Below are 19,642 nucleotides of genomic sequence, written 5' to 3' on the forward strand. Positions count from 1 at the left end.
AAACAGAGGGTAAAATTTAGGGTCGCAAGTTTAAGCCTGCGCCCGGGCACAGTCAAGATGACTGTTCTCTTTTTAACCACTCCCCGTGTAGGTATCTACCCGGGGGTGGCACGCTTTTTCAATCAGGAATCAGAGTTCGCGATTGAGTTCTGCGCTCAGAGCTTCTTCGACATCCGCAGCGGTTACGCCCTGCTCTTCCAGGTCGCGGCGGCGACGTCTTGCACTGTGATAAGCCAAACCGGTACCTGCCGGAATCAGTCGACCCACCACAACGTTTTCTTTCAGGCCGCGCAGGTAATCACGCTTACCAGTGACCGCACCTTCGGTGAGAACCCGCGTTGTCTCCTGGAACGAGGCCGCCGAAATGAACGATTCGGTCGCGAGCGATGCTTTGGTGATACCCAACAGCAGGCGATCGAAACGGGCCGGCTCTTTATCAGCCGCTTCCGCTTTCTCGTTCTCTTCCAGAACGTGGGTGATCTCAACCTGATCACCTGCCAACAAGGTGGTGTCGCCCGGATCGGTGATTTCCACTTTGCGCAACATCTGACGAACGATAACTTCAATGTGCTTATCGTTGATCACAACGCCCTGCAGACGGTAAACATCCTGAATTTCGTTGGTGATGTATTTCGCCAGTTCAACCACACCCAACAGACGCAAAATGTCGTGCGGGTTGGATGGGCCGTCGGAAATTACCTCACCCTTCTCAACCGTTTCACCTTCAAACACGTTCATCTGACGGTGTTTCGGAATCAGAACTTCATAAGGATCGCCATCTTTCGGTGTCAGAACCAGACGCTTCTTGCCTTTGGTTTCTTTACCGAACGACACAACACCACTGATTTCAGCCAAAATGGCAGACTCTTTCGGGCGACGCGCCTCGAACAAGTCGGCAACACGTGGCAGACCACCGGTGATGTCTCGGGTCTTGGAGCTTTCCTGAGGGATACGGGCTACAACGTCACCCAGTTCCACTTTCGCGCCGTTCGACATGCTCACCAGAGCGTTCGCTGGCAGGAAGAAAATCGCAGCACCACCACCCGGCAGCTCTGCCTCTTCGCCATTCTCATCCAGCAACTGAATCGCAGGACGGATATCTTTACCGGCAGCAGGACGCTCTTTCGCGTCAATCACTTCCATGGTAGACAAGCCGGTCAGTTCATCAGCCTGGGTGCGGACAGTAATGCCCTCTTCCATGTTGACGAACTTGGCCGTACCTTTCGCTTCCGCGATGATTGGGTGCGTGTGCGGATCCCATTTCGCAACCGCAACACCCGCTTCTACCTCGTCACCGTTTTTAACAGACAGCACGGCACCGTACGGCAGCTTGTACCACTCGCGCTCACGGCCCTGCTCGTCGGCGATCGCCAACGCAGATGAACGAGAGATAACGACCAGTGAACCATCGGTCTTCTCGATCGATTTCAGGTTATGCAGGCGAACCGTACCACCGTGCTTGACCTGGATGTTATCGACCGCAGACGCCCGGCTCGCCGCACCACCGATGTGGAACGTACGCATGGTCAGCTGGGTACCCGGCTCACCGATGGACTGTGCAGCGATAACACCGACAGCCTCACCCACGTTAACCTGGTGACCACGAGCCAAATCACGGCCGTAACACATAGAACAGATGCCGTGGCGAGTCTCACAGGTAATCGCAGAGCGTACCCAGATCTCGTCCACACCCGCGCGTTCAACCAACTCGACAGTCTTCTCGTCAAGCAGCGTGCCGGCTTCAACAACGGCATTTTCTTTATCGGTCGGGGTGAATACATCCCGAGCCGTAACACGACCCAGCACACGATCGCCCAGCGGCACAACAACGTCACCACCTTCGATGTGCGGTGTCATCAGCAGACCTTCGTCGGTACCACAGTCTTCTACCGTGACAACCAGATCTTGAGATACGTCAACCAAACGACGGGTCAGGTAACCGGAGTTCGCGGTTTTCAGTGCGGTATCCGCAAGACCCTTACGAGCACCGTGAGTCGAGATAAAGTACTGGAGTACGTTCAGACCTTCACGGAAGTTCGCTGTGATCGGTGTTTCGATGATCGAACCATCCGGCTTCGCCATCAAACCACGCATACCAGACAACTGACGAATCTGTGCTGCGGAACCCCGAGCACCGGAATCGGCCATCATGTACACGGAGTTAAACGACTCCTGCATCAGCTCACTGCCGTCTTCGCCTTTAACCGGCTGACCGTCAGGACCAATAACCTGCTCCTGGGACAGTCGCTCCATCATCGCTTTCGAGACTTTATCGTTAGCGCGCGACCAGATATCGATAACCTTGTTGTACTTCTCACCCTGCGTCAGCAGACCGGAGGCGTACTGGTTTTCAATATCTTTTACTTCGTCAGAAGCTGCGTCTACCAGCTCGTACTTCTCTGGCGGGATCTCGAAGTCGTTAAAGCAAATCGAGATACCGGAACGAGTTGCGTAGTGGTAACCCATGTACATGAGCTGGTCGGCAAAGATAACGGTATCTTTGAGGCCAGCATCACGGTAACAGGTGTTGATCAGGTTCGAGATCGCCTTCTTGACCATCGGCTTGTTGACGATGTCGAATGGCAGGCCATCAGGAACGATGTCAAACAACAGCGCACGACCAACCGTTGTATCAACGATACGGTAGGCTTCGCTGCGGGACCCGTCTTCCGCAATCGCAACTTCCTTAACACGGATCTTCACTTTTGCCTGAAGATCAACCTTACCGGCGCCGTAAGCACGGTGGGCTTCTTTCACGTCTGAGAATACGATGCCTTCACCGACAGCCGCATGGCGCTCACGCGTCATGTAATACAAGCCCAATACAACGTCCTGAGAAGGAACGATGATCGGCTCGCCGTTGGCTGGCGACAACACGTTGTTGGTAGACATCATCAACGCGCGGGCTTCAAGCTGAGCTTCCAGGGTCAGCGGTACGTGTACCGCCATCTGGTCACCGTCAAAGTCGGCGTTATAGGCCGCACAGACCAGTGGGTGCAGCTGGATCGCTTTACCTTCGATCAGTACCGGCTCGAATGCCTGGATACCCAAACGGTGCAGTGTAGGCGCACGGTTCAACAGGATCGGGTGTTCACGGATAACTTCATCCAGAATATCCCAGACCACACCTTCTTCGCGCTCAACCATTTTCTTGGCGGCTTTGATGGTAGTGGCCAGTCCACGATGCTCAAGCTTGGAGAAAATAAACGGCTTGAACAGCTCCAGAGCCATCTTCTTCGGAAGACCACACTGGTGCAAACGCAGGTAAGGACCAACCACGATGACCGAACGGCCTGAGTAGTCAACACGCTTACCCAGCAGGTTCTGACGGAAACGACCCTGCTTACCCTTGATCATGTCTGCCAGCGATTTCAGCGGACGCTTGTTGGTGCCGGTGATGGCACGGCCGCGACGACCGTTGTCCAGCAGCGCATCAACCGCTTCCTGAAGCATACGCTTCTCATTGCGCACGATGATGTCCGGAGCATTCAGCTCCAGCAGGCGCTTAAGACGGTTGTTACGGTTGATGACGCGACGGTAGAGATCGTTCAGGTCGGACGTAGCAAACCGACCGCCGTCCAGAGGTACCAGCGGACGCAAATCCGGTGGCAGAACGGGCAGAACAGTCATCACCATATCACCCGGCTTATTGCCGGAGTACAGGAAGGCCTCAAGAATCTTCAGACGCTTGCTGAACTTCTTGATCTTGGTTTCGGAGTTGGTCTGAGGAATCTCTTCACGAAGACGATCCACTTCTTCCTGCAGGTCGATATCCTGCAGCAACTCTTTAACGGCCTCGGCACCCATACGGGCGTCAAATTCGTCACCGAATTCTTCCAGGGCTTCGTAATACTGCTCATCGTTAAGCAACTGACCCTTTTCAAGGGTAGTCATACCCGGATCGATAACGATGAAGCTCTCGAAGTACAGGACCCGCTCGATATCACGCAGGGTCATGTCCAGCATCAAACCGATACGGGACGGCAATGACTTCAGGAACCAAATGTGTGCAACCGGACTCGCCAGCTCGATGTGACCCATACGCTCACGACGAACGCTGGCCAGTGCAACCTCTACGCCACACTTCTCACAGATAACACCGCGATGCTTGAGTCGCTTGTACTTACCGCACAGGCACTCGTAATCTTTGATCGGGCCGAAGATCTTGGCACAGAAAAGACCGTCACGCTCCGGCTTGAAGGTACGGTAGTTAATGGTCTCAGGCTTTTTCACTTCGCCAAAAGACCAGGAGCGAATCATATCAGGCGATGCCAAACCAATACGGATGGCGTCAAATTCCTTGCTTTGATTCTGGCTCTTGAGAAGATTCAGTAAATCTTTCATCAGTAAAAGCTCCGGATGGCGTTAATCTCGGGCGGGCACACTCAGTGCCCGCTCACGCTGCCAAAAAACTATTCGGCTCACTCGGATTCCAGCTCGATGTCGATACCCAACGAGCGGATCTCCTTGACAAGAACGTTGAAGGATTCGGGCATGCCCGGCTCCATGCGATGGTCTCCATCGACAATGTTCTTATACATCTTGGTCCGGCCGTTGACGTCATCGGACTTAACGGTAAGCATTTCCTGCAGGGTGTAGGCGGCACCGTATGCCTCCAACGCCCAGACTTCCATCTCACCGAAACGCTGACCACCGAACTGAGCCTTACCACCCAGCGGCTGCTGGGTAACCAGGCTGTAAGAACCGGTCGAACGCGCGTGCATCTTGTCGTCAATCAGGTGGTTCAGCTTGAGGATGTACATATAGCCAACTGTGACCGGGCGATCGAACGCATCGCCGGTACGGCCGTCGTACAACTTAGTCTGACCTGTCGTGCTCAGACCGGCCAACTCAAGCATCCGCTTAACCTCTGCTTCCTCGGCACCATCAAATACCGGGGTCGCCATTGGCACACCGCCACGCAGGTTGTTACAAAGCTCCAGAATTTCCTTATCGCTAAGGCTATCCAGATCCACCTTGAACACCTCATCCGAGTGGTTGTAGATCTGATCCAGAAGCTCGCGAAGTTCAGCGACTTTGCGCTGTTCGTCAAGCATCAGACTGATCCGCTCACCCAGACCCTTGGCTGCGGCACCCAAATGGGTTTCCAGTACCTGACCAACGTTCATCCGCGACGGTACACCCAGCGGGTTCAGAACGATATCAACGGTATTACCGAATTCATCGTAAGGCATATCTTCGATCGGCATAACCGCAGAGATAACACCTTTGTTACCGTGACGGCCAGCCATCTTGTCACCTGGCTGGATACGACGCTTAATCGCCAGGTACACCTTAACGATCTTCAGCACGCCCGGAGCCAGGTCGTCGCCTTGCTGCAGCTTGCCTTTTTTGTCGTCGAAGCGCGCCTCATGCTCTTTCTTACGCTCTTCAAGACCTTGCTCGGATTTTTCCAGAAGCTCATTCAGAGCTTCGTCTTTCATCCGCAGCTTGAACCAGTCGGCACGTGGCAGCTCTGCCAAGTACGCCTCATCCAGCTTAGCACCCTTTTTCAATCCGGGGCCGCTGATGACCTCCTGGTCCTTCAAAGCAACCATCAAGCGCTCGAAGGTGGCGCCTTCAACGATGCGGTATTCGTCTTTCAGATCTTTGCGGTACTTATCAAGCTGCTCTTTTTCAATCGCTTGAGCGCGGGCATCTTTTTCGATGCCATCGCGGGTGAAGACCTGAACGTCAATCACCGTACCACGGGTGCCCGTTGGGACCCGCTGTGACGTGTCTTTCACGTCAGAGGCTTTCTCACCGAAGATCGCACGCAGCAGTTTCTCCTCAGGAGTCAGCTGGGTTTCACCCTTAGGTGTCACCTTACCCACCAGGATATCCCCAGGGCCTACTTCCGCGCCGATGTAGACGATGCCAGACTCATCCAGCTTAGCCAGTGCGCTTTCACCGACGTTTGGAATATCCGCGGTGATTTCTTCACTACCCAGCTTGGTATCACGAGCCACACAGGTCAGTTCCTGAATGTGGATGGTGGTCAGGCGATCTTCCTGAACCACTTTCTCGGAGATAAGGATGGAGTCCTCAAAGTTGTAACCGTTCCACGGCATGAAAGCGATGCGCATGTTCTGGCCCAGAGCCAGCTCACCCAAGTCGACAGACGGACCATCAGCCAATACGTCACCACGCGCAATTTCATCGCCTTCACGAACGATGGAACGCTGGTTAATACAGGTGTTCTGGTTCGAGCGGGTGTACTTGGTCAGGTTGTAGATATCCACACCTGCGTCACCGGCTTCTGTTTCGCTTTGGTTTACACGAACAACGATACGCGCGGCATCCACGCTTTCAATCACACCGCCACGACGTGCGGTCACACACACACCGGAGTCTTGGGCAACGGTACGCTCAACACCGGTACCTACCAGAGGCACCTGAGAAATCAGAGTCGGAACCGCCTGGCGCTGCATGTTCGCGCCCATCAAGGCGCGGTTAGCATCGTCGTGCTCAAGGAACGGAATCAAAGACGCTGCAACCGATACAACCTGGCGTGGAGAAACGTCCATGAAGTTGACCGCTTCTGGCGGTGCAACGGTAAATTCGTTCTGGTGACGCACGGTAACCAGCTCGTCGGTCAAGCGCTTGCCTTCATCGGTGGCAGCACTGGCCTGAGCGATCACGTAATTGCTTTCTTCAATCGCGGACAGGTAAACCAGCTCATCGGTGACAACGCCGTCGACTACTTTTCGATACGGACTCTCAAGGAAACCGTAGGAGTTAGAGCGGGCATAGGTTGCCAGCGAGTTGATCAAACCGATGTTCGGACCTTCCGGCGTTTCGATTGGGCACACACGACCATAGTGGGTCGGGTGAACGTCTCGAACCTCAAAGCCTGCACGCTCACGGGTCAGACCACCTGGGCCCAACGCGGAAATACGACGCTTGTGTGTAACCTCGGAAAGCGGGTTGTTTTGGTCCATGAACTGAGACAGCTGACTTGAACCAAAGAACTCTTTAACGGCCGCCGCAACCGGCTTGGCGTTAATGAGATCCTGAGGCATCAGGCCTTCGCTCTCAGCCAGACTCAAACGCTCACGTACCGCACGTTCAACACGCACCAGGCCTACACGGAACTGGTTTTCCGCCATCTCACCAACACAGCGAACACGACGGTTACCCAGGTTATCGATGTCATCGACCTGGCCTTGACCATTACGAATCGCGATCAACGTTTTAAGAACGTCGATGATGTCTTCGTGTGTCAGGATGCCTTCGCCGGTGCTTTCTTCACGACCCAGACGACGGTTCAGCTTCATCCGGCCAACCGCAGACAGATCGTACCGCTCTTCGGAGAAGAACAGGTTGTTAAACAGATTTTCCGCAGATTCTTTCGTTGGCGGCTCGCCAGGACGCATCATGCGGTAGATCTCTACCAACGCTTCCAGCGGCGTCCGAGTCGGATCGACACGCAGGGTGTCGGACATGAACGGACCACAGTCAAGGTCGTTGGTATAAAGAGTTTCAAGCTCGGTGACACCGGCGTCGAGGATCGTATCCATCACCTCTTCGGTGAGCTCGGTGTTGCACTCAACCAGCACCTCACCGGTAGACGCATCGATCATGTCTTTGGCAAGAACGCGGCCGTACAGGTATTCGGTTGGCACTTCCAGCTCGGTAATACCCGCTTTTTCAAGCTGCTTGATATGGCGAGCGGTAATCCGGCGACCTTCCTCGGCAATGACATTACCTTCGTTATCTTTAATATCGAAGGTGGCTATGTCACCACGCAGACGGCTTGGAACCAGCTCGAGGTTACAAACCTCTTTGCCTATCGTGAACTTACTGGTCTCGAAGAACATGGCCAGCGTTTGCTCGGATGTGTAACCCAGAGCACGCAACAAGATAGAAGCCGGCAGCTTACGACGACGGTCGATACGAACGAAAACGGAATCTTTCGGATCAAATTCGAAGTCCAACCATGAGCCACGGTAAGGAATCACTCGCGCTGAATACAACAGCTTACCAGAGGAGTGGGTTTTACCCTTGTCGTGGTCAAAGAACACACCCGGCGACCGGTGCAGCTGGGAAACAATAACGCGCTCGGTACCGTTAATAACGAAGGTACCGTTCTCGGTCATCAGGGGCATTTCGCCCATGTAGACTTCTTGTTCTTTAATGTCCTTGATCGCCTTGTTAGACGATTCTCTATCATAAATGATCAAGCGGACTTTCACCCGCAGCGGCGCCGCGTATGTAACGCCCCGGAGCTGACATTCCTTGACGTCAAATACCGGCTCGCCGATCCGATAGCTCACATACTCGAGCGCGGCGTTGCCAGAGTAGCTGACAATCGGGAATACGGATTTGAACGCTGCGTGAAGACCGGTTTCCCGGCGGTCCTCAGGAACGGCTTCCATTTGTAGGAAGTCCCGGAACGAATCCAGCTGAATAGACAGCAAATAGGGGACGTCCATCACGGAAGGCAATTTACTGAAATCTTTGCGAATCCGCTTTTTTTCGGTGTAGGAGTAAGTCATCTGCATTCCCCAGCTTTAGACCTGATACCTGGTATCAAGAAGCAATCATGTGTTCTGCTTCGGGGCCGAGTTGCTCGGCATATTGCGCCGCCTTGAACAAGACTCTGGTTGCAGGTTATACATCTGAAATTAACCTGATATAGCCCACCAGACTCTATAGCATATACAACACAAAAAGGCCGGTGGCATATTGCCACCAGCCTCGCCGCGCCTAAGGCGCGGTGTCGATCAACAACCGACTATTACTTAAGCTCAACAGAAGCGCCTGCTTCCTCAAGCTTCTTCTTGGCTTCTTCAGCCTCTTCCTTGCTAGCGCCTTCCTTAACAGTAGAAGGAGCGCCATCAACCATTTCTTTCGCTTCTTTCAGGCCAAGACCTGTCAGTTCACGAACGGCCTTGATGGCGTTAACTTTCTTGTCGCCAGCGCCGGTCAGAACAACGTCAAATTCAGTCTGCTCTTCAGCGGCTTCGCCACCACCAGCAGCTGCAGGCGCAGCAGCAACAGCTGCAGCGGCAGAAACGTTGAACTTCTCTTCCATAGCTTCAACGAGCTCAACAACTTCCATTACGCTCATTTCAGCAATTGCATTCAAAATATCGTCTTTAGACAGAGCCATGACTTTCTCCCAAAAAATAAAATATGGTGTTCAACAGAATCAAGCAGCGTCTTGCTTCTGGTCGCGAACTGCAGCTACTACACGTGTGATTCTGCCCGGAATATCGTTCAGAGTACGTGCAAGCTTGGTTACTGGTGCCTGTGTAACAATAGCCAGCTTCGTCAACGCTTCGTGCAGCGTCGGCAGAGTGGCCAGGCGATCGATTTGCTCTGCACCCATCAGCTCACCGCCGACGGCCAGACCTTTGATCTCGAAAGCCTCTTTTTCTTTGGCGAAATCCTTCAACAGGCGCGCAGCGGCACCCGGATCTTCCATTGAAAAAGCCAGAATGGTAGGACCAACCAACGCAGAATCGATGCACTCGAACTCAGTACCTTTAATCGCAATCTTGGCGAGGTTGTTACGAACAACCTGCAGATGTACGTTTTCAGCACGAGCCTTGGCACGAAGCGCCGTCATGTCACCAGAGGTAACACCACGATAGTCAGCCAAAACCACAGACAGAGCAGCACCAGCAGTCTCGTTGACTTCAGCGACGATCGCTTTCTTGTCTTCGAGTCTAATTGCCACTGGATTTCTCCTCGATTTCGCCGGGACAACCCCGGCAAACCCATCATTGCCCTTCAGAAAAGGGCGCCTTACGGTGTTTGGGTTCAGAGAGAACGTCTTCACACCGTCTGCGTAGGCGTTGCTTTAACCCGTATGGCTCTTGTTACCAAGAGCCTCAGGGGCCTACGGTCTTTGACAGCCTCGGCTTCCGCCTAGACTACAAAGTAACTACTAATCAGAGGCTCAGTGAGCTTTGATCAATAGTCAGGCCAGGACCCATGGTCGAAGAGATAGTGATCTTCTTCAGATACACACCTTTAGACGACGCAGGCTTGGCCTTTTTAAGATCTGCAACCAGAGCTTCAAGGTTCTCCTTGATGTTCTGAGCAGTAAATTCAACATTACCCAGCGGAGCGTGGATGATACCGTTCTTATCAGTACGGTAGCGAACCTGACCAGCCTTGGCATTTTTAACTGCAGTTTCAACATCAGCAGTCACAGTACCAACCTTCGGGTTAGGCATCAGGCCACGAGGCCCCAGAATCTGACCCAGCTGACCTACAACACGCATTGCGTCCGGGGTTGCGATAACCACGTCAAAATCCATGTTGCCTTTCTTAACTTCTTCTGCCAAATCGTCCATACCAACAACGTCGGCACCAGCGGCAGTTGCTTTCTCAGCGTTTGCACCCTGGGTAAAGACAGCGACACGTACAGTTTTACCTGTGCCGTGCGGCAGAACCGTGCTGCTACGAACGACCTGGTCAGATTTACGTGCATCCACACCCAGATTTACAGCAACATCAACAGACTCTTTGAACTTTACGGCCTGACCCACTTCAGCCAGCAGGGCAACCGCCTCGTCTACAGAGTATGCACGGGTAGAGTCTACTTTTTCAGCGATCAGCTGCTTACGCTTGCTCAACTTAGCCATCTTATAGACCCTCCACAGTCAGACCCATACTACGGGCTGTTCCGGCAATGGTACGAACCGCAGCGTCCATATCTGCTGCTGTCAGATCCGGCTCTTTGGTCTTGGCAATTTCTTCAAGCTGAGCGCGCGTTACGGTACCAACCTTTTCAGTGTTGGGACGACCAGAACCACTCTTAACACCAGCGGCCTTCTTCAATAGAACTGGCGCCGGCGGAGTTTTAGTAATAAAGGTAAAGCTGCGATCGCTGTACACAGTGATAACAGTAGGAATCGGCAGACCAGGCTCTACACCTTGAGTCTGGGCGTTAAACGCCTTACAGAATTCCATGATGTTTACGCCGCGCTGACCCAGTGCAGGACCAACGGGGGGACTTGGGTTGGCCTGACCGGCAGCAACCTGAAGCTTGATATACGCTTCAATCTTCTTTGCCATGATAGTTCTCCTATGGGTTCAAACGCCTTTCGGCTCCCCGGTGATGACGCCTGCACTCTGCAGACACAAAAAGCCCGCTACGCCGTGGCGAGCGAGCTCTAATTTTCCAAGCTTGCCGTCAGTCTTTCTCGACCTGACCAAACTCCAACTCTACTGGAGTCGAACGACCAAAGATCAGCACAGCAACCTTGACACGACTCTTGTCGTAATCCACTTCTTCGACCACGCCATTGAAGTCGGCGAAAGGCCCTTCGATAACCCGAACAACCTCACCCGGCTCAAACAGCGTCTTGGGCTTGGGCTTGTCCGCACCGCTCTCTACGCGGCGGAGAATAGCCTCTGCCTCACGCTCTGTGATCGGGGCTGGCTTTTCTTTAGTGCCACCAATGAAGCCAAGCACTCGCGGGGTATCTTTAACCAGGTGCCACGACTCGTCATCCAGCTCCATTTGAACCAGAACGTAGCCGGGGTAAAACTTCCGCTCGCTCTTGCGCTTTTTCCCGTCACGCATCTCGACAACTTCCTCGGTCGGAACCAGGATGTCGCCAAATTTGTCTTCCATGCTTTCAAGAGCAACTCGCTCTTTAAGAGCGCGCATTACCTGCTTCTCAAAGCCAGAATACGCATGTACGACGTACCAGCGCTTAGCCATTGACACTCCTGTTAACCGATAAAGCCGGCGACGAGCCAACTGATCAGCGAGTCCATACCCCACAAAATCAACGAGACAACCAACACAAAAACCACAACAATAACGGTGGTCTGCACCAGCTCAGGTCTTGTGGGCCACACTACCTTCCGGATCTCTACACGCGCTTCTTTTAGCAGCGTCGCAAAACGGCGACCTTTATCGGTCTGCAGCGCAACATAAGCCGCCACAACACCCAACGCCACGAGAGCCAAAACCCGGTACAGCACGGACTCGGAACTGAAATACTGATTACCCACCACTCCGGCGGCAATCAAAACGAAAACAACCAGCCATTTCACAAGGTCGAAACGACTGGATGATTGAACGGCTCTTGACTCCATAGGAATCAGCTTATGTATCCGGATGTTAAAAAATGGCAGGCCAGGAGGGAATCGAACCCCCAACCTGCGGTTTTGGAGACCGCTGCTCTGCCAATTGAGCTACTGGCCTGCACCGAAACAACTCAGTGCAACACTACACTGTACGCGAGTAACCCGAAGGTTACTCGATAATTTTAGCTACCACACCGGCACCAACGGTACGGCCGCCTTCACGAATCGCGAAGCGCAGACCATCTTCCATGGCGATCGGAGCGATCAGAGTAACAACCATCTGAACGTTGTCACCTGGCATTACCATTTCAACACCTTCCGGCAGTTCACAAGAACCGGTCACGTCAGTGGTCCGGAAGTAGAACTGAGGACGGTAGCCCTTGAAGAACGGAGTATGACGACCACCTTCTTCTTTAGACAATACGTACACTTCACACTCAAACTTGGTGTGCGGGTTGATAGAACCCGGTACGCACAGAACCTGACCACGCTCAACGTCGTCACGCTTGGTACCACGCAGCAGAACACCTACGTTCTCACCAGCACGACCTTCGTCGAGCAGCTTACGGAACATTTCAACGCCAGTACAAGTAGTCTTCACGGTATCCTTGATACCAACGATTTCCACTTCTTCACCAACCTTGATGATACCGCGCTCTACACGACCGGTTACTACAGTACCACGGCCAGAGATAGAGAATACGTCCTCGATCGGCATCAGGAACGGCTGATCAACAGCACGCTCAGGATCCGGGATGTACGCATCCAGAGCTTCTACCAGCTTCTTAACAGCGGTAGTACCCATTTCGTTGTCGTCTTTGCCTTCCAGAGCCATCAACGCAGAACCGGTAACGATCGGAGTGTCGTCGCCCGGGAAGTCGTACATGCTCAGCAGATCACGAACTTCCATCTCAACCAGCTCAAGCAGCTCTTCATCGTCTACCATGTCCGCTTTGTTCAGGAACACAACGATGTAAGGAACGCCAACCTGACGAGACAGCAGGATGTGCTCACGAGTCTGCGGCATTGGGCCGTCAGCTGCGGAACAAACCAGGATCGCGCCGTCCATCTGAGCCGCACCAGTGATCATGTTCTTAACATAGTCAGCGTGGCCCGGGCAGTCTACGTGCGCGTAGTGACGGCTTGGGGAATCGTACTCAACGTGTGACGTGGCGATGGTTATACCACGTGCACGCTCTTCCGGTGCGTTATCGATCTGGTCGAACGCACTTGCAGAACCTGTGCCCCAAACTTCGTGACATACACGAGTCAGAGCAGCGGTCAGAGTGGTCTTACCATGGTCAACGTGACCGATGGTGCCGACGTTAACGTGCGGTTTACTACGTTCAAATTTTTCTTTAGACATTCGACCAATCCCCCTAATCAACCAGGACCGTAACGTTGACCGGAATTAAAAGTGGAGCTCATGACCGGAATTGAACCGGTGACCTCATCCTTACCAAGGATGTGCTCTACCGACTGAGCTACATGAGCGAAAAACTAAATTGGAGCGGGCAGCGGGAATCGAACCCGCGTCATCAGCTTGGAAGGCTGAGGTAATAGCCACTATACGATGCCCGCGAGCAATAAGTGGTGGAGGGGGCTGGATTCGAACCAGCGAAGCTTTCGCGTCAGATTTACAGTCTGATCCCTTTGGCCACTCGGGAACCCCTCCAATACAAACCCGCTTCGCGGATCTGCTTAAAACTAAAAAGTGGAGCTGGCGGACGGAATCGAACCCCCGACCTGCTGATTACAAGTCAGCTGCTCTACCAACTGAGCTACGCCAGCTCACATTCGCTCGTTCAGCGAGGGCGGTATACTACGGATTTTTTTCGGATGTTGCAACACCTTCGCAAGCGTTACGTTCGATGAAATCGAAATCTCCCTCAAAACCCGCTTCAACCGCTTGAAGCACTTCGGTTTCCCTCAGCGATTCAACCTTGAAAGCGAGCGCGTATCCTATCCGATTACGAGGGAACTTGGCCAGTGTTACATGCAAATTTTCCGACTTTTTTTCGCTCACCAGCTTTTTTGCCGCTTCAAGAGACTCAAACATGCCCAATGAAACCGCATTTTTGTATTGCCCCCTGGTAACGACGTAAACATCGGCGCCTCGAGACCTCAAATCCTCCGCGAGCGCCCGGGCATCCGGTTCAGGTTGAGGTGGCACCAAAACCCAGTGCAATGGCTGCAACGACGCCACCTTCGATTTCACCTGGTATTCCAGATCAGTGGCTCGCCCAAGGGCATTCACCACGGAAGGCGAACGGAACCAACCAATGGTGAGGCAAACATATTCCCTTTCAAACTCAGGCTTCGGTTGTTGAGCCGCTTTTAAACTGGCCACCCGGGGCAAACTACCAGCGACCGTTGCACTCACTGTGGGCAATGCCAATCTTTCGGGCAAAAACCACAGCAACACATTCAGCATCGCCATGCATAACGCCAACCACTTCATAGCAAGCCATCCTGTTCGACAACTCGCTGCAGCCCGTCGAGCACAAGCTCCGGGACATGTTCGGCCCGCAATCCCAGCTGAACAAACCGGCTTGCGTCGCCCCCGGTTATCAGCACATTCTGCAATCCGTAGGTCTCTGCATCCCTGTGCGCTTGACGGATAACACCTTCGGTCAGCCATGCCAAACCATGATTGGCACACTCCCCCGTTGTTTGTCCAGGGCGAGTATTGAGCTGGTCATCTACGTCAAAACCGATTCTTGCCGCGTCTAACTTAAGACTCCGGCGCATCATCCCCAAGCCCGGCAGAATAAATCCACCCAGATGCATCCCGCCCCCATCGATATAGTCCACGGTCACAGCGCTACCCGCATCAATAATCGCGCATCCCCCGCAGTAACGGCTCCAGGCAGCAACCATAGCATGCCAGCGGTCCGCACCCATTCTTGAGACATCCTGATAGGAGTTTTGCAGTCCGTTTCGCTCAGCTTCGCTCCAGAAGAAATGGATTGGCGCCGGCGTCAGCTTGGCGACCTCTGCTTCCAGAGCCTTCCGGCTGGCTTCCGATGCGACCGTTGAGACGCAAACCCGGCTGACCTGATCTGCGAGTGGCGCCAGCGTGCTAAACGGTTCAGGGGCACGTAAATCAGCTGCGCCAACCGCTACCCGGTCCATGCCGCTCATCAAACGCCATTTAATTCGGGTATTTCCGGAATCGATTAGTAAGATCACACGCTCTCCCGCAGACTGATATCACCCGCCATCACCGATACCCGACCCGCTTCGGTATCCAGCTGATAGTTACCACCCGAATCCACTCCTGCACCAACCCCGGCAAGTGTTCCGTCTTTTGCGCATAACGCCTTACCGAGAAAGATGTCATGCCTCTGCCACTCATCTCTGAACGCTGAAAAACCACCATTCCGGAATTGCGTCATCACGCTGGCCACCTCATTAATCACCGAAGCGGCTATTTCGTTACGAACCCAAACCTGATCCGGCCAGTGCCTGGCGAGACTGGTCCAAGGCTGATCGACATCCGCTGCCTCAGTCATGTGGACGTTAATTCCGAGCCCGGCAATCACCTGAACCTGCCCTTCCTGTAACTCACCCTGTATCTCAACCAAAATCCCGCCAAATTTCTTTCCGCCTGCATAAAGATCATTTGGCCATTTCAATCCCGCGCCCTTTACTCCCAAAACATTTAGCGCTCTGACCACTGCCACACCCAGCACCAAACTCAGCCCGCTCAGGCCTTCGAACCCACCCCGAAGCGTCAGCCCCATGCTCATATACAAATTCTGGCCTTTGGGGCTGGACCAGTTGCGGCCCCGCCGGCCACGTCCCTCAGTTTGGGCATCGGCCAATACCACCGGCATTGCCAATCCGGGTGCCGACAACTTTCGCGCAACTTCGGCATTTGTCGAGTCGACTTCCTTCAACACCACCAGGTCCACATCGGCGGAGTCTACTTTCACCAAGTTATCGGTGATTTTGTGCTGATCCAGTAAGTCGAGCGCGGTCACTAGCTGATACCCCTGGCCACGGATCGTTCTCACTTCAATGCCTTCGGCCACTACTTTTCGGATCTGTTTCCAAACCGCCGTGCGCGAAACCCCTAACTGTTGGGCTAGCGACTCGCCGGAGTGAACGCGATGGTCGCCGAGTAGGTCTAACAAGGTATTGGGTTTCATTCAATTGCTTCCAGACAAGAAATGACTGTGCAGGATTAAACAACAGGATGCGCAAAAAAACAAAAGGGCAGCGTATTTGCTGCCCTTTCGGAATTTTGTTTAGTATCTAGGGAATGGGCGTTGCCGTCAGGTTCGCTCGGATATCGAAGTTCTGGAGTTTCGCCCCATAGAGTCCTGTGCGAGCGCCACCGTTGTGGTGAATGAGGTCAACATTATTGATCGTCAGCTCTTTGAAGCGGCTCTGTGCCTTTACTGCAAAACCTAGAGGTCTATTGGCCTTATCAGCCGCCGTCGGCTGAGCGACGTATCGATACCCCTGCGATGCGCCGGGGTCCATAATCTTCTCGTCGCCTCGGTTACCGATAACGCCAAGGGAATCGGGACCGTCCTGTTTTTTCGTAACCTTCGTCTGGTGAACATCAACCGCAAGGTCTGTCTGGATTCCGTAGGCGTTTTCTTCAATGCCGTCGCCATTGAAATCACCACCATCACCCGTGTGGATATCGTTAAAATACAAACCTGTGCCGGAACCGTTTACAGCCTTTCCTTGCCCGTCTCGGGTACGATTTGTTTCCCAGAGCAAGGCATTCCTTTTATCAGGCCCCTCTGCCCGTGCGAGCACCTTCTTCATGCCGACAGACACACCCTCCGAACCGCGTTCCTCCCAGTTGCCGCCTGACGCATCACACGCGGTCGATGTGGCGCCAGATCCACCCACGCAGACACTTCCAGCCCCTCCCGGAGCAATGACTATCGAACTCCCCTTTTCGTAACTTTGCAGACGTACCCGACCAAAACTTGCGCCGGCATCTGCGGTTCCAACACGAACATCACCAATGTCCATGGTACTCCAGGCCTCTCCGGTTTCTATGACAAGCCCCTGTTCGGACATATCGACGGTCATATCTCTTACATGCCCTTCATAGGTCACATCCGTTAGCCAAAGACCTTTCTGAGCGGTTTCTCCAGCCCCCTCGTCATAGGGAGCGGCAATCACAGCGGCCTTGCCGTTTCGGATGTAGATGTCCGAGTTGACTGTCAACCCGTCACCGGATGCCCCGCCCGCAGCGAGTGTAATATGCCCATCCATTTCAAATTCGTAGGCAGGGTATACGCCAAGCGCAAGGAGCAGCTCTGTGCCGCCCTGAAGAGGCGCATCCTCGCCCCCCACCCTCAGGCCATTAATTCGGTATCCAGCTTTCAGGCCATCAAACCCGACCCTCAACCCATCGTAAAACTGGGTGCCGTTTTTAATTTCTTCTCGAGTCACGTTTACGGTGACATCCCCCTGCCCCCACGATTGAAGGCCACTTACGTATACCTGGTTACCATCCTCTGTGTAGCCCAGATCCAGGCCACTCAGACTCCACTGTGCAGCGATCCTTAAGCCTTGCGGGCCAGCATCAGGGTGACCTCCTCCCTGCAAGTAGAATGCATTGGTGTAGGCTTTCCCGTTAAAGGTACGATCCTCAAACACAAAACGCAGGTTAACCGAACCGAACCGGTTGCCACCTGCCTCCGCCTGTCTTCTACAAGGTAAGTCAGGTTCAAAGCCCCGGCCGAGCTGACATCAAAAGCCGCCTTGTGGAAAGCTCCATTTCCGGCGTGATGCCACTTTGCCCCTGAACCCGGGACAACGCCGCATCGTCCAGCGACTGCATATCTGCCCTTACCAGTCCGGATACCAACACCACGGGCCCCGCCATAAGCAGCCATCGGCAGATCAAAGGAGTCGTTCTTGAGATAGTCGTCATGCCACAACCTCGGTCTATGGATTTCCGTGGGGGAAGACAAGCAGATTACCTTGCATGACTATATCGCCTCGCATTTCCGCGGCGAAGATCGTCGTCTGCTGGAAACCGGGGTCCGTAGGCCGCGCGGTACTGCTGGTTGCCGGATCGCTGTCGGCGCGCTGACCGCTCTCGCCGATCGTTCCAGCAGCAGGAATTGCAATCGGATCAACTTCAAGGAGAAAGTTACCCGTTCCATCCACATCAAAAAACGCCGGCTGTAGGCTATTGCCAATAGGAAGCTCCATGACGAAATCAGACATTGTGATTCTGGAACTGCATGCGCTGCCGTCTTGGGAACAGGCGTTGATTGAGACTTCCGGCGAATAGAGATTCAATCGGAATTGGCCGGCCATCTGTCGACGCTGGTCATCGCCCCAAAGACGAATATAGCTACCATCAACGACCGCGCTGCGGGCATGAATGTTGAGGTTTGGCGAACGGTCGTTTCCGACAGCAACGTTCATCTGGACGCCTATGTCCGCTCGCTCCCCCCTCCAGGTATCTGTTGCGGGCCGACTGGAACACTGACCGGAACCGGCAACAGCGGAGGTTGAAAGGCAGTCAAAGCCTTCAGTGGCCGACATCAGCGCTGGCGCTGCCAGCTCAAGAATTGCTGTAGCAGGGACACCGATGTTGTCTCCATCGACCACATCAATGCCCCAGGGATTGTTGAGACGCCCGAGGTTTACCGGCGTCAGTTGTTCACCATAATTACTCCCTGCTCCGGCGATATAGAGATGATTGACGGTTATATCAACATCTTGGCCATCACTGCTTTTAATACCGGTAAGCCGGAAGACTCTGGCCTGATCACCATTGACATCTGGCTTGTCGGTACCGTGTGAAAATAAAAAGCTGTCGAGCACTAGCCCGATACCCACACCATCGACTTCCGACAACTCGTTGTCATCCAATATCTTCAGTTCGGCTAATGAGGGTATACACCACACGACGGCGATAAACAGGCACAGCATCCTCGAAAACCTTTAGCCCTTTAAGGCGAGAGGGGTTCGCGCATTCATCAGAACAGACCTCGGCCACGATCAATATATTCGGAACGCAAGCGCGGAATGCCATCGAATGCCTGCTCAAGGTTAAGAACCGTGGCGCCGTTAGGAATGTTAAATAAGGCGCCCTGTGTTGCCCGAACGAAGTCTTCCGGAGAAAGGTTTTGCTTTTTTACGTCTTTCAGCCATTCGAGGTCTTTGGTCTGAAGAAAGTTTGGAAACAGCGCTTGAGAAGTTAGAAGGCCGCAAACCAGATATCATACTCGCCGACTACCAGTTGGATGACAACTGAAACGGCCTTGACGCTATGGATAGTGTCCGAGTGGAGTTGGGTAACGGGATCCCGGGCAAAAACAAGCAAAGTAACAGAGCAGTGCCTACTCGATTACGGAGAATATTCTATACACGTCTCAAATTGGCGCGAGGGCACGCACTGTTTATCGAACACCCGTCAGCGGCGTTAACCATTCGCGCGCGCCTGCTTGGTCGCGCCGTACGCCTAACATCCAGCAACGCACTAACATAGCGATGGCCGTTTTAACGATCAAGAAGTTGCTGCAGCAGATGATAAAGGCAAGGTTTTAAAGTATCAGAAACGAAAAAAACCCCGATAGCGTAGCTATCGGGGGTTTTA

At 53.6% G+C, this 19,642-nt stretch carries 15 protein-coding genes and 5 tRNA genes; all 20 read right to left on the reverse strand.

Going from position 1 to position 19,642, the window contains the following annotated elements; genetic code table 11:
- Positions 1-129: 129 nt before the first annotated feature.
- The 20 genes from rpoC to JAO79_RS14855 all read right to left on the reverse strand — a co-directional run bounded on the left by rpoC (position 130) and on the right by JAO79_RS14855 (position 18,975).
- Entirely contained in the window at positions 130-4,344 is a 4,215-nt protein-coding gene (rpoC, locus tag JAO79_RS14760; RefSeq protein WP_199007998.1) for a DNA-directed RNA polymerase subunit beta', read from the reverse strand.
- A gap of 77 nt (positions 4,345-4,421) precedes the next feature.
- Entirely contained in the window at positions 4,422-8,498 is a 4,077-nt protein-coding gene (gene rpoB / locus JAO79_RS14765) for a DNA-directed RNA polymerase subunit beta (protein ID WP_199007999.1), read from the reverse strand.
- Between the two features lie 242 nt (positions 8,499-8,740).
- Positions 8,741-9,115: a 50S ribosomal protein L7/L12 gene (rplL, locus tag JAO79_RS14770; protein WP_199008000.1), complete on the reverse strand. Its 375-nt coding sequence runs from the start codon at positions 9,113-9,115 to the stop codon at positions 8,741-8,743.
- A gap of 39 nt (positions 9,116-9,154) precedes the next feature.
- A complete protein-coding gene (gene rplJ, locus JAO79_RS14775) occupies positions 9,155-9,685 on the reverse strand; it encodes a 50S ribosomal protein L10 (protein ID WP_199008001.1) in 531 nt (176 codons plus the stop codon).
- A gap of 214 nt (positions 9,686-9,899) precedes the next feature.
- On the reverse strand, positions 9,900-10,598 hold the full coding sequence (gene rplA, locus JAO79_RS14780) for a 50S ribosomal protein L1 (RefSeq protein ID WP_199008002.1): 699 nt from the start codon (positions 10,596-10,598) through the stop codon (positions 9,900-9,902).
- A 1-nt stretch (position 10,599) separates the two neighbouring features.
- Entirely contained in the window at positions 10,600-11,031 is a 432-nt protein-coding gene (rplK, locus tag JAO79_RS14785; protein ID WP_199008003.1) for a 50S ribosomal protein L11, read from the reverse strand.
- A 118-nt stretch (positions 11,032-11,149) separates the two neighbouring features.
- Positions 11,150-11,683 carry a transcription termination/antitermination protein NusG gene (gene nusG, locus JAO79_RS14790; protein WP_114335776.1) on the reverse strand — a complete coding sequence of 178 codons (534 nt, stop codon included), beginning with the start codon at positions 11,681-11,683 and terminating at the stop codon, positions 11,150-11,152.
- An 11-nt stretch (positions 11,684-11,694) separates the two neighbouring features.
- Entirely contained in the window at positions 11,695-12,063 is a 369-nt protein-coding gene (gene secE, locus JAO79_RS14795; RefSeq protein ID WP_199008004.1) for a preprotein translocase subunit SecE, read from the reverse strand.
- 33 nt (positions 12,064-12,096) lie between these two features.
- A tRNA-Trp gene (locus JAO79_RS14800) sits at positions 12,097-12,172 on the reverse strand.
- Between the two features lie 51 nt (positions 12,173-12,223).
- Positions 12,224-13,420 (reverse strand): elongation factor Tu, encoded by a 1,197-nt coding sequence (tuf, locus tag JAO79_RS14805; RefSeq protein ID WP_199007996.1) that lies wholly within the window; start codon positions 13,418-13,420, stop codon positions 12,224-12,226.
- Between the two features lie 52 nt (positions 13,421-13,472).
- Positions 13,473-13,548, reverse strand: a tRNA-Thr gene (locus JAO79_RS14810).
- A 12-nt stretch (positions 13,549-13,560) separates the two neighbouring features.
- Positions 13,561-13,635 (reverse strand) — tRNA-Gly (locus JAO79_RS14815).
- A 10-nt stretch (positions 13,636-13,645) separates the two neighbouring features.
- Positions 13,646-13,729, reverse strand: a tRNA-Tyr gene (locus JAO79_RS14820).
- Between the two features lie 40 nt (positions 13,730-13,769).
- Positions 13,770-13,845: transfer RNA gene (locus JAO79_RS14825), tRNA-Thr, on the reverse strand.
- Positions 13,846-13,876: 31 nt separating this feature from the next.
- A complete protein-coding gene (locus JAO79_RS14830) occupies positions 13,877-14,494 on the reverse strand; it encodes an SPOR domain-containing protein (RefSeq protein WP_199008005.1) in 618 nt (205 codons plus the stop codon).
- 17 nt (positions 14,495-14,511) lie between these two features.
- Positions 14,512-15,246 (reverse strand): type III pantothenate kinase, encoded by a 735-nt coding sequence (locus JAO79_RS14835; protein ID WP_199008006.1) that lies wholly within the window; start codon positions 15,244-15,246, stop codon positions 14,512-14,514.
- Positions 15,243-16,208 carry a biotin--[acetyl-CoA-carboxylase] ligase gene (locus JAO79_RS14840; protein WP_199008007.1) on the reverse strand — a complete coding sequence of 322 codons (966 nt, stop codon included), beginning with the start codon at positions 16,206-16,208 and terminating at the stop codon, positions 15,243-15,245. The genes JAO79_RS14835 and JAO79_RS14840 overlap by 4 nt, the downstream gene beginning before the upstream one ends.
- 106 nt (positions 16,209-16,314) lie before the next feature.
- Positions 16,315-17,685 (reverse strand): hypothetical protein, encoded by a 1,371-nt coding sequence (locus JAO79_RS14845; RefSeq protein ID WP_199008008.1) that lies wholly within the window; start codon positions 17,683-17,685, stop codon positions 16,315-16,317.
- Positions 17,686-17,755: 70 nt separating this feature from the next.
- On the reverse strand, positions 17,756-17,962 hold the full coding sequence (locus JAO79_RS14850; RefSeq protein ID WP_199008009.1) for a DUF6160 family protein: 207 nt from the start codon (positions 17,960-17,962) through the stop codon (positions 17,756-17,758).
- A gap of 14 nt (positions 17,963-17,976) precedes the next feature.
- Positions 17,977-18,975 carry a hypothetical protein gene (locus tag JAO79_RS14855; RefSeq protein WP_227664686.1) on the reverse strand — a complete coding sequence of 333 codons (999 nt, stop codon included), beginning with the start codon at positions 18,973-18,975 and terminating at the stop codon, positions 17,977-17,979.
- Between the last annotated feature and the right edge of the window lie 667 nt (positions 18,976-19,642).

The organism is Marinobacter litoralis (genome assembly GCF_016427555.1).
GTDB lineage: Bacteria > Pseudomonadota > Gammaproteobacteria > Pseudomonadales > Oleiphilaceae > Marinobacter > Marinobacter litoralis_A.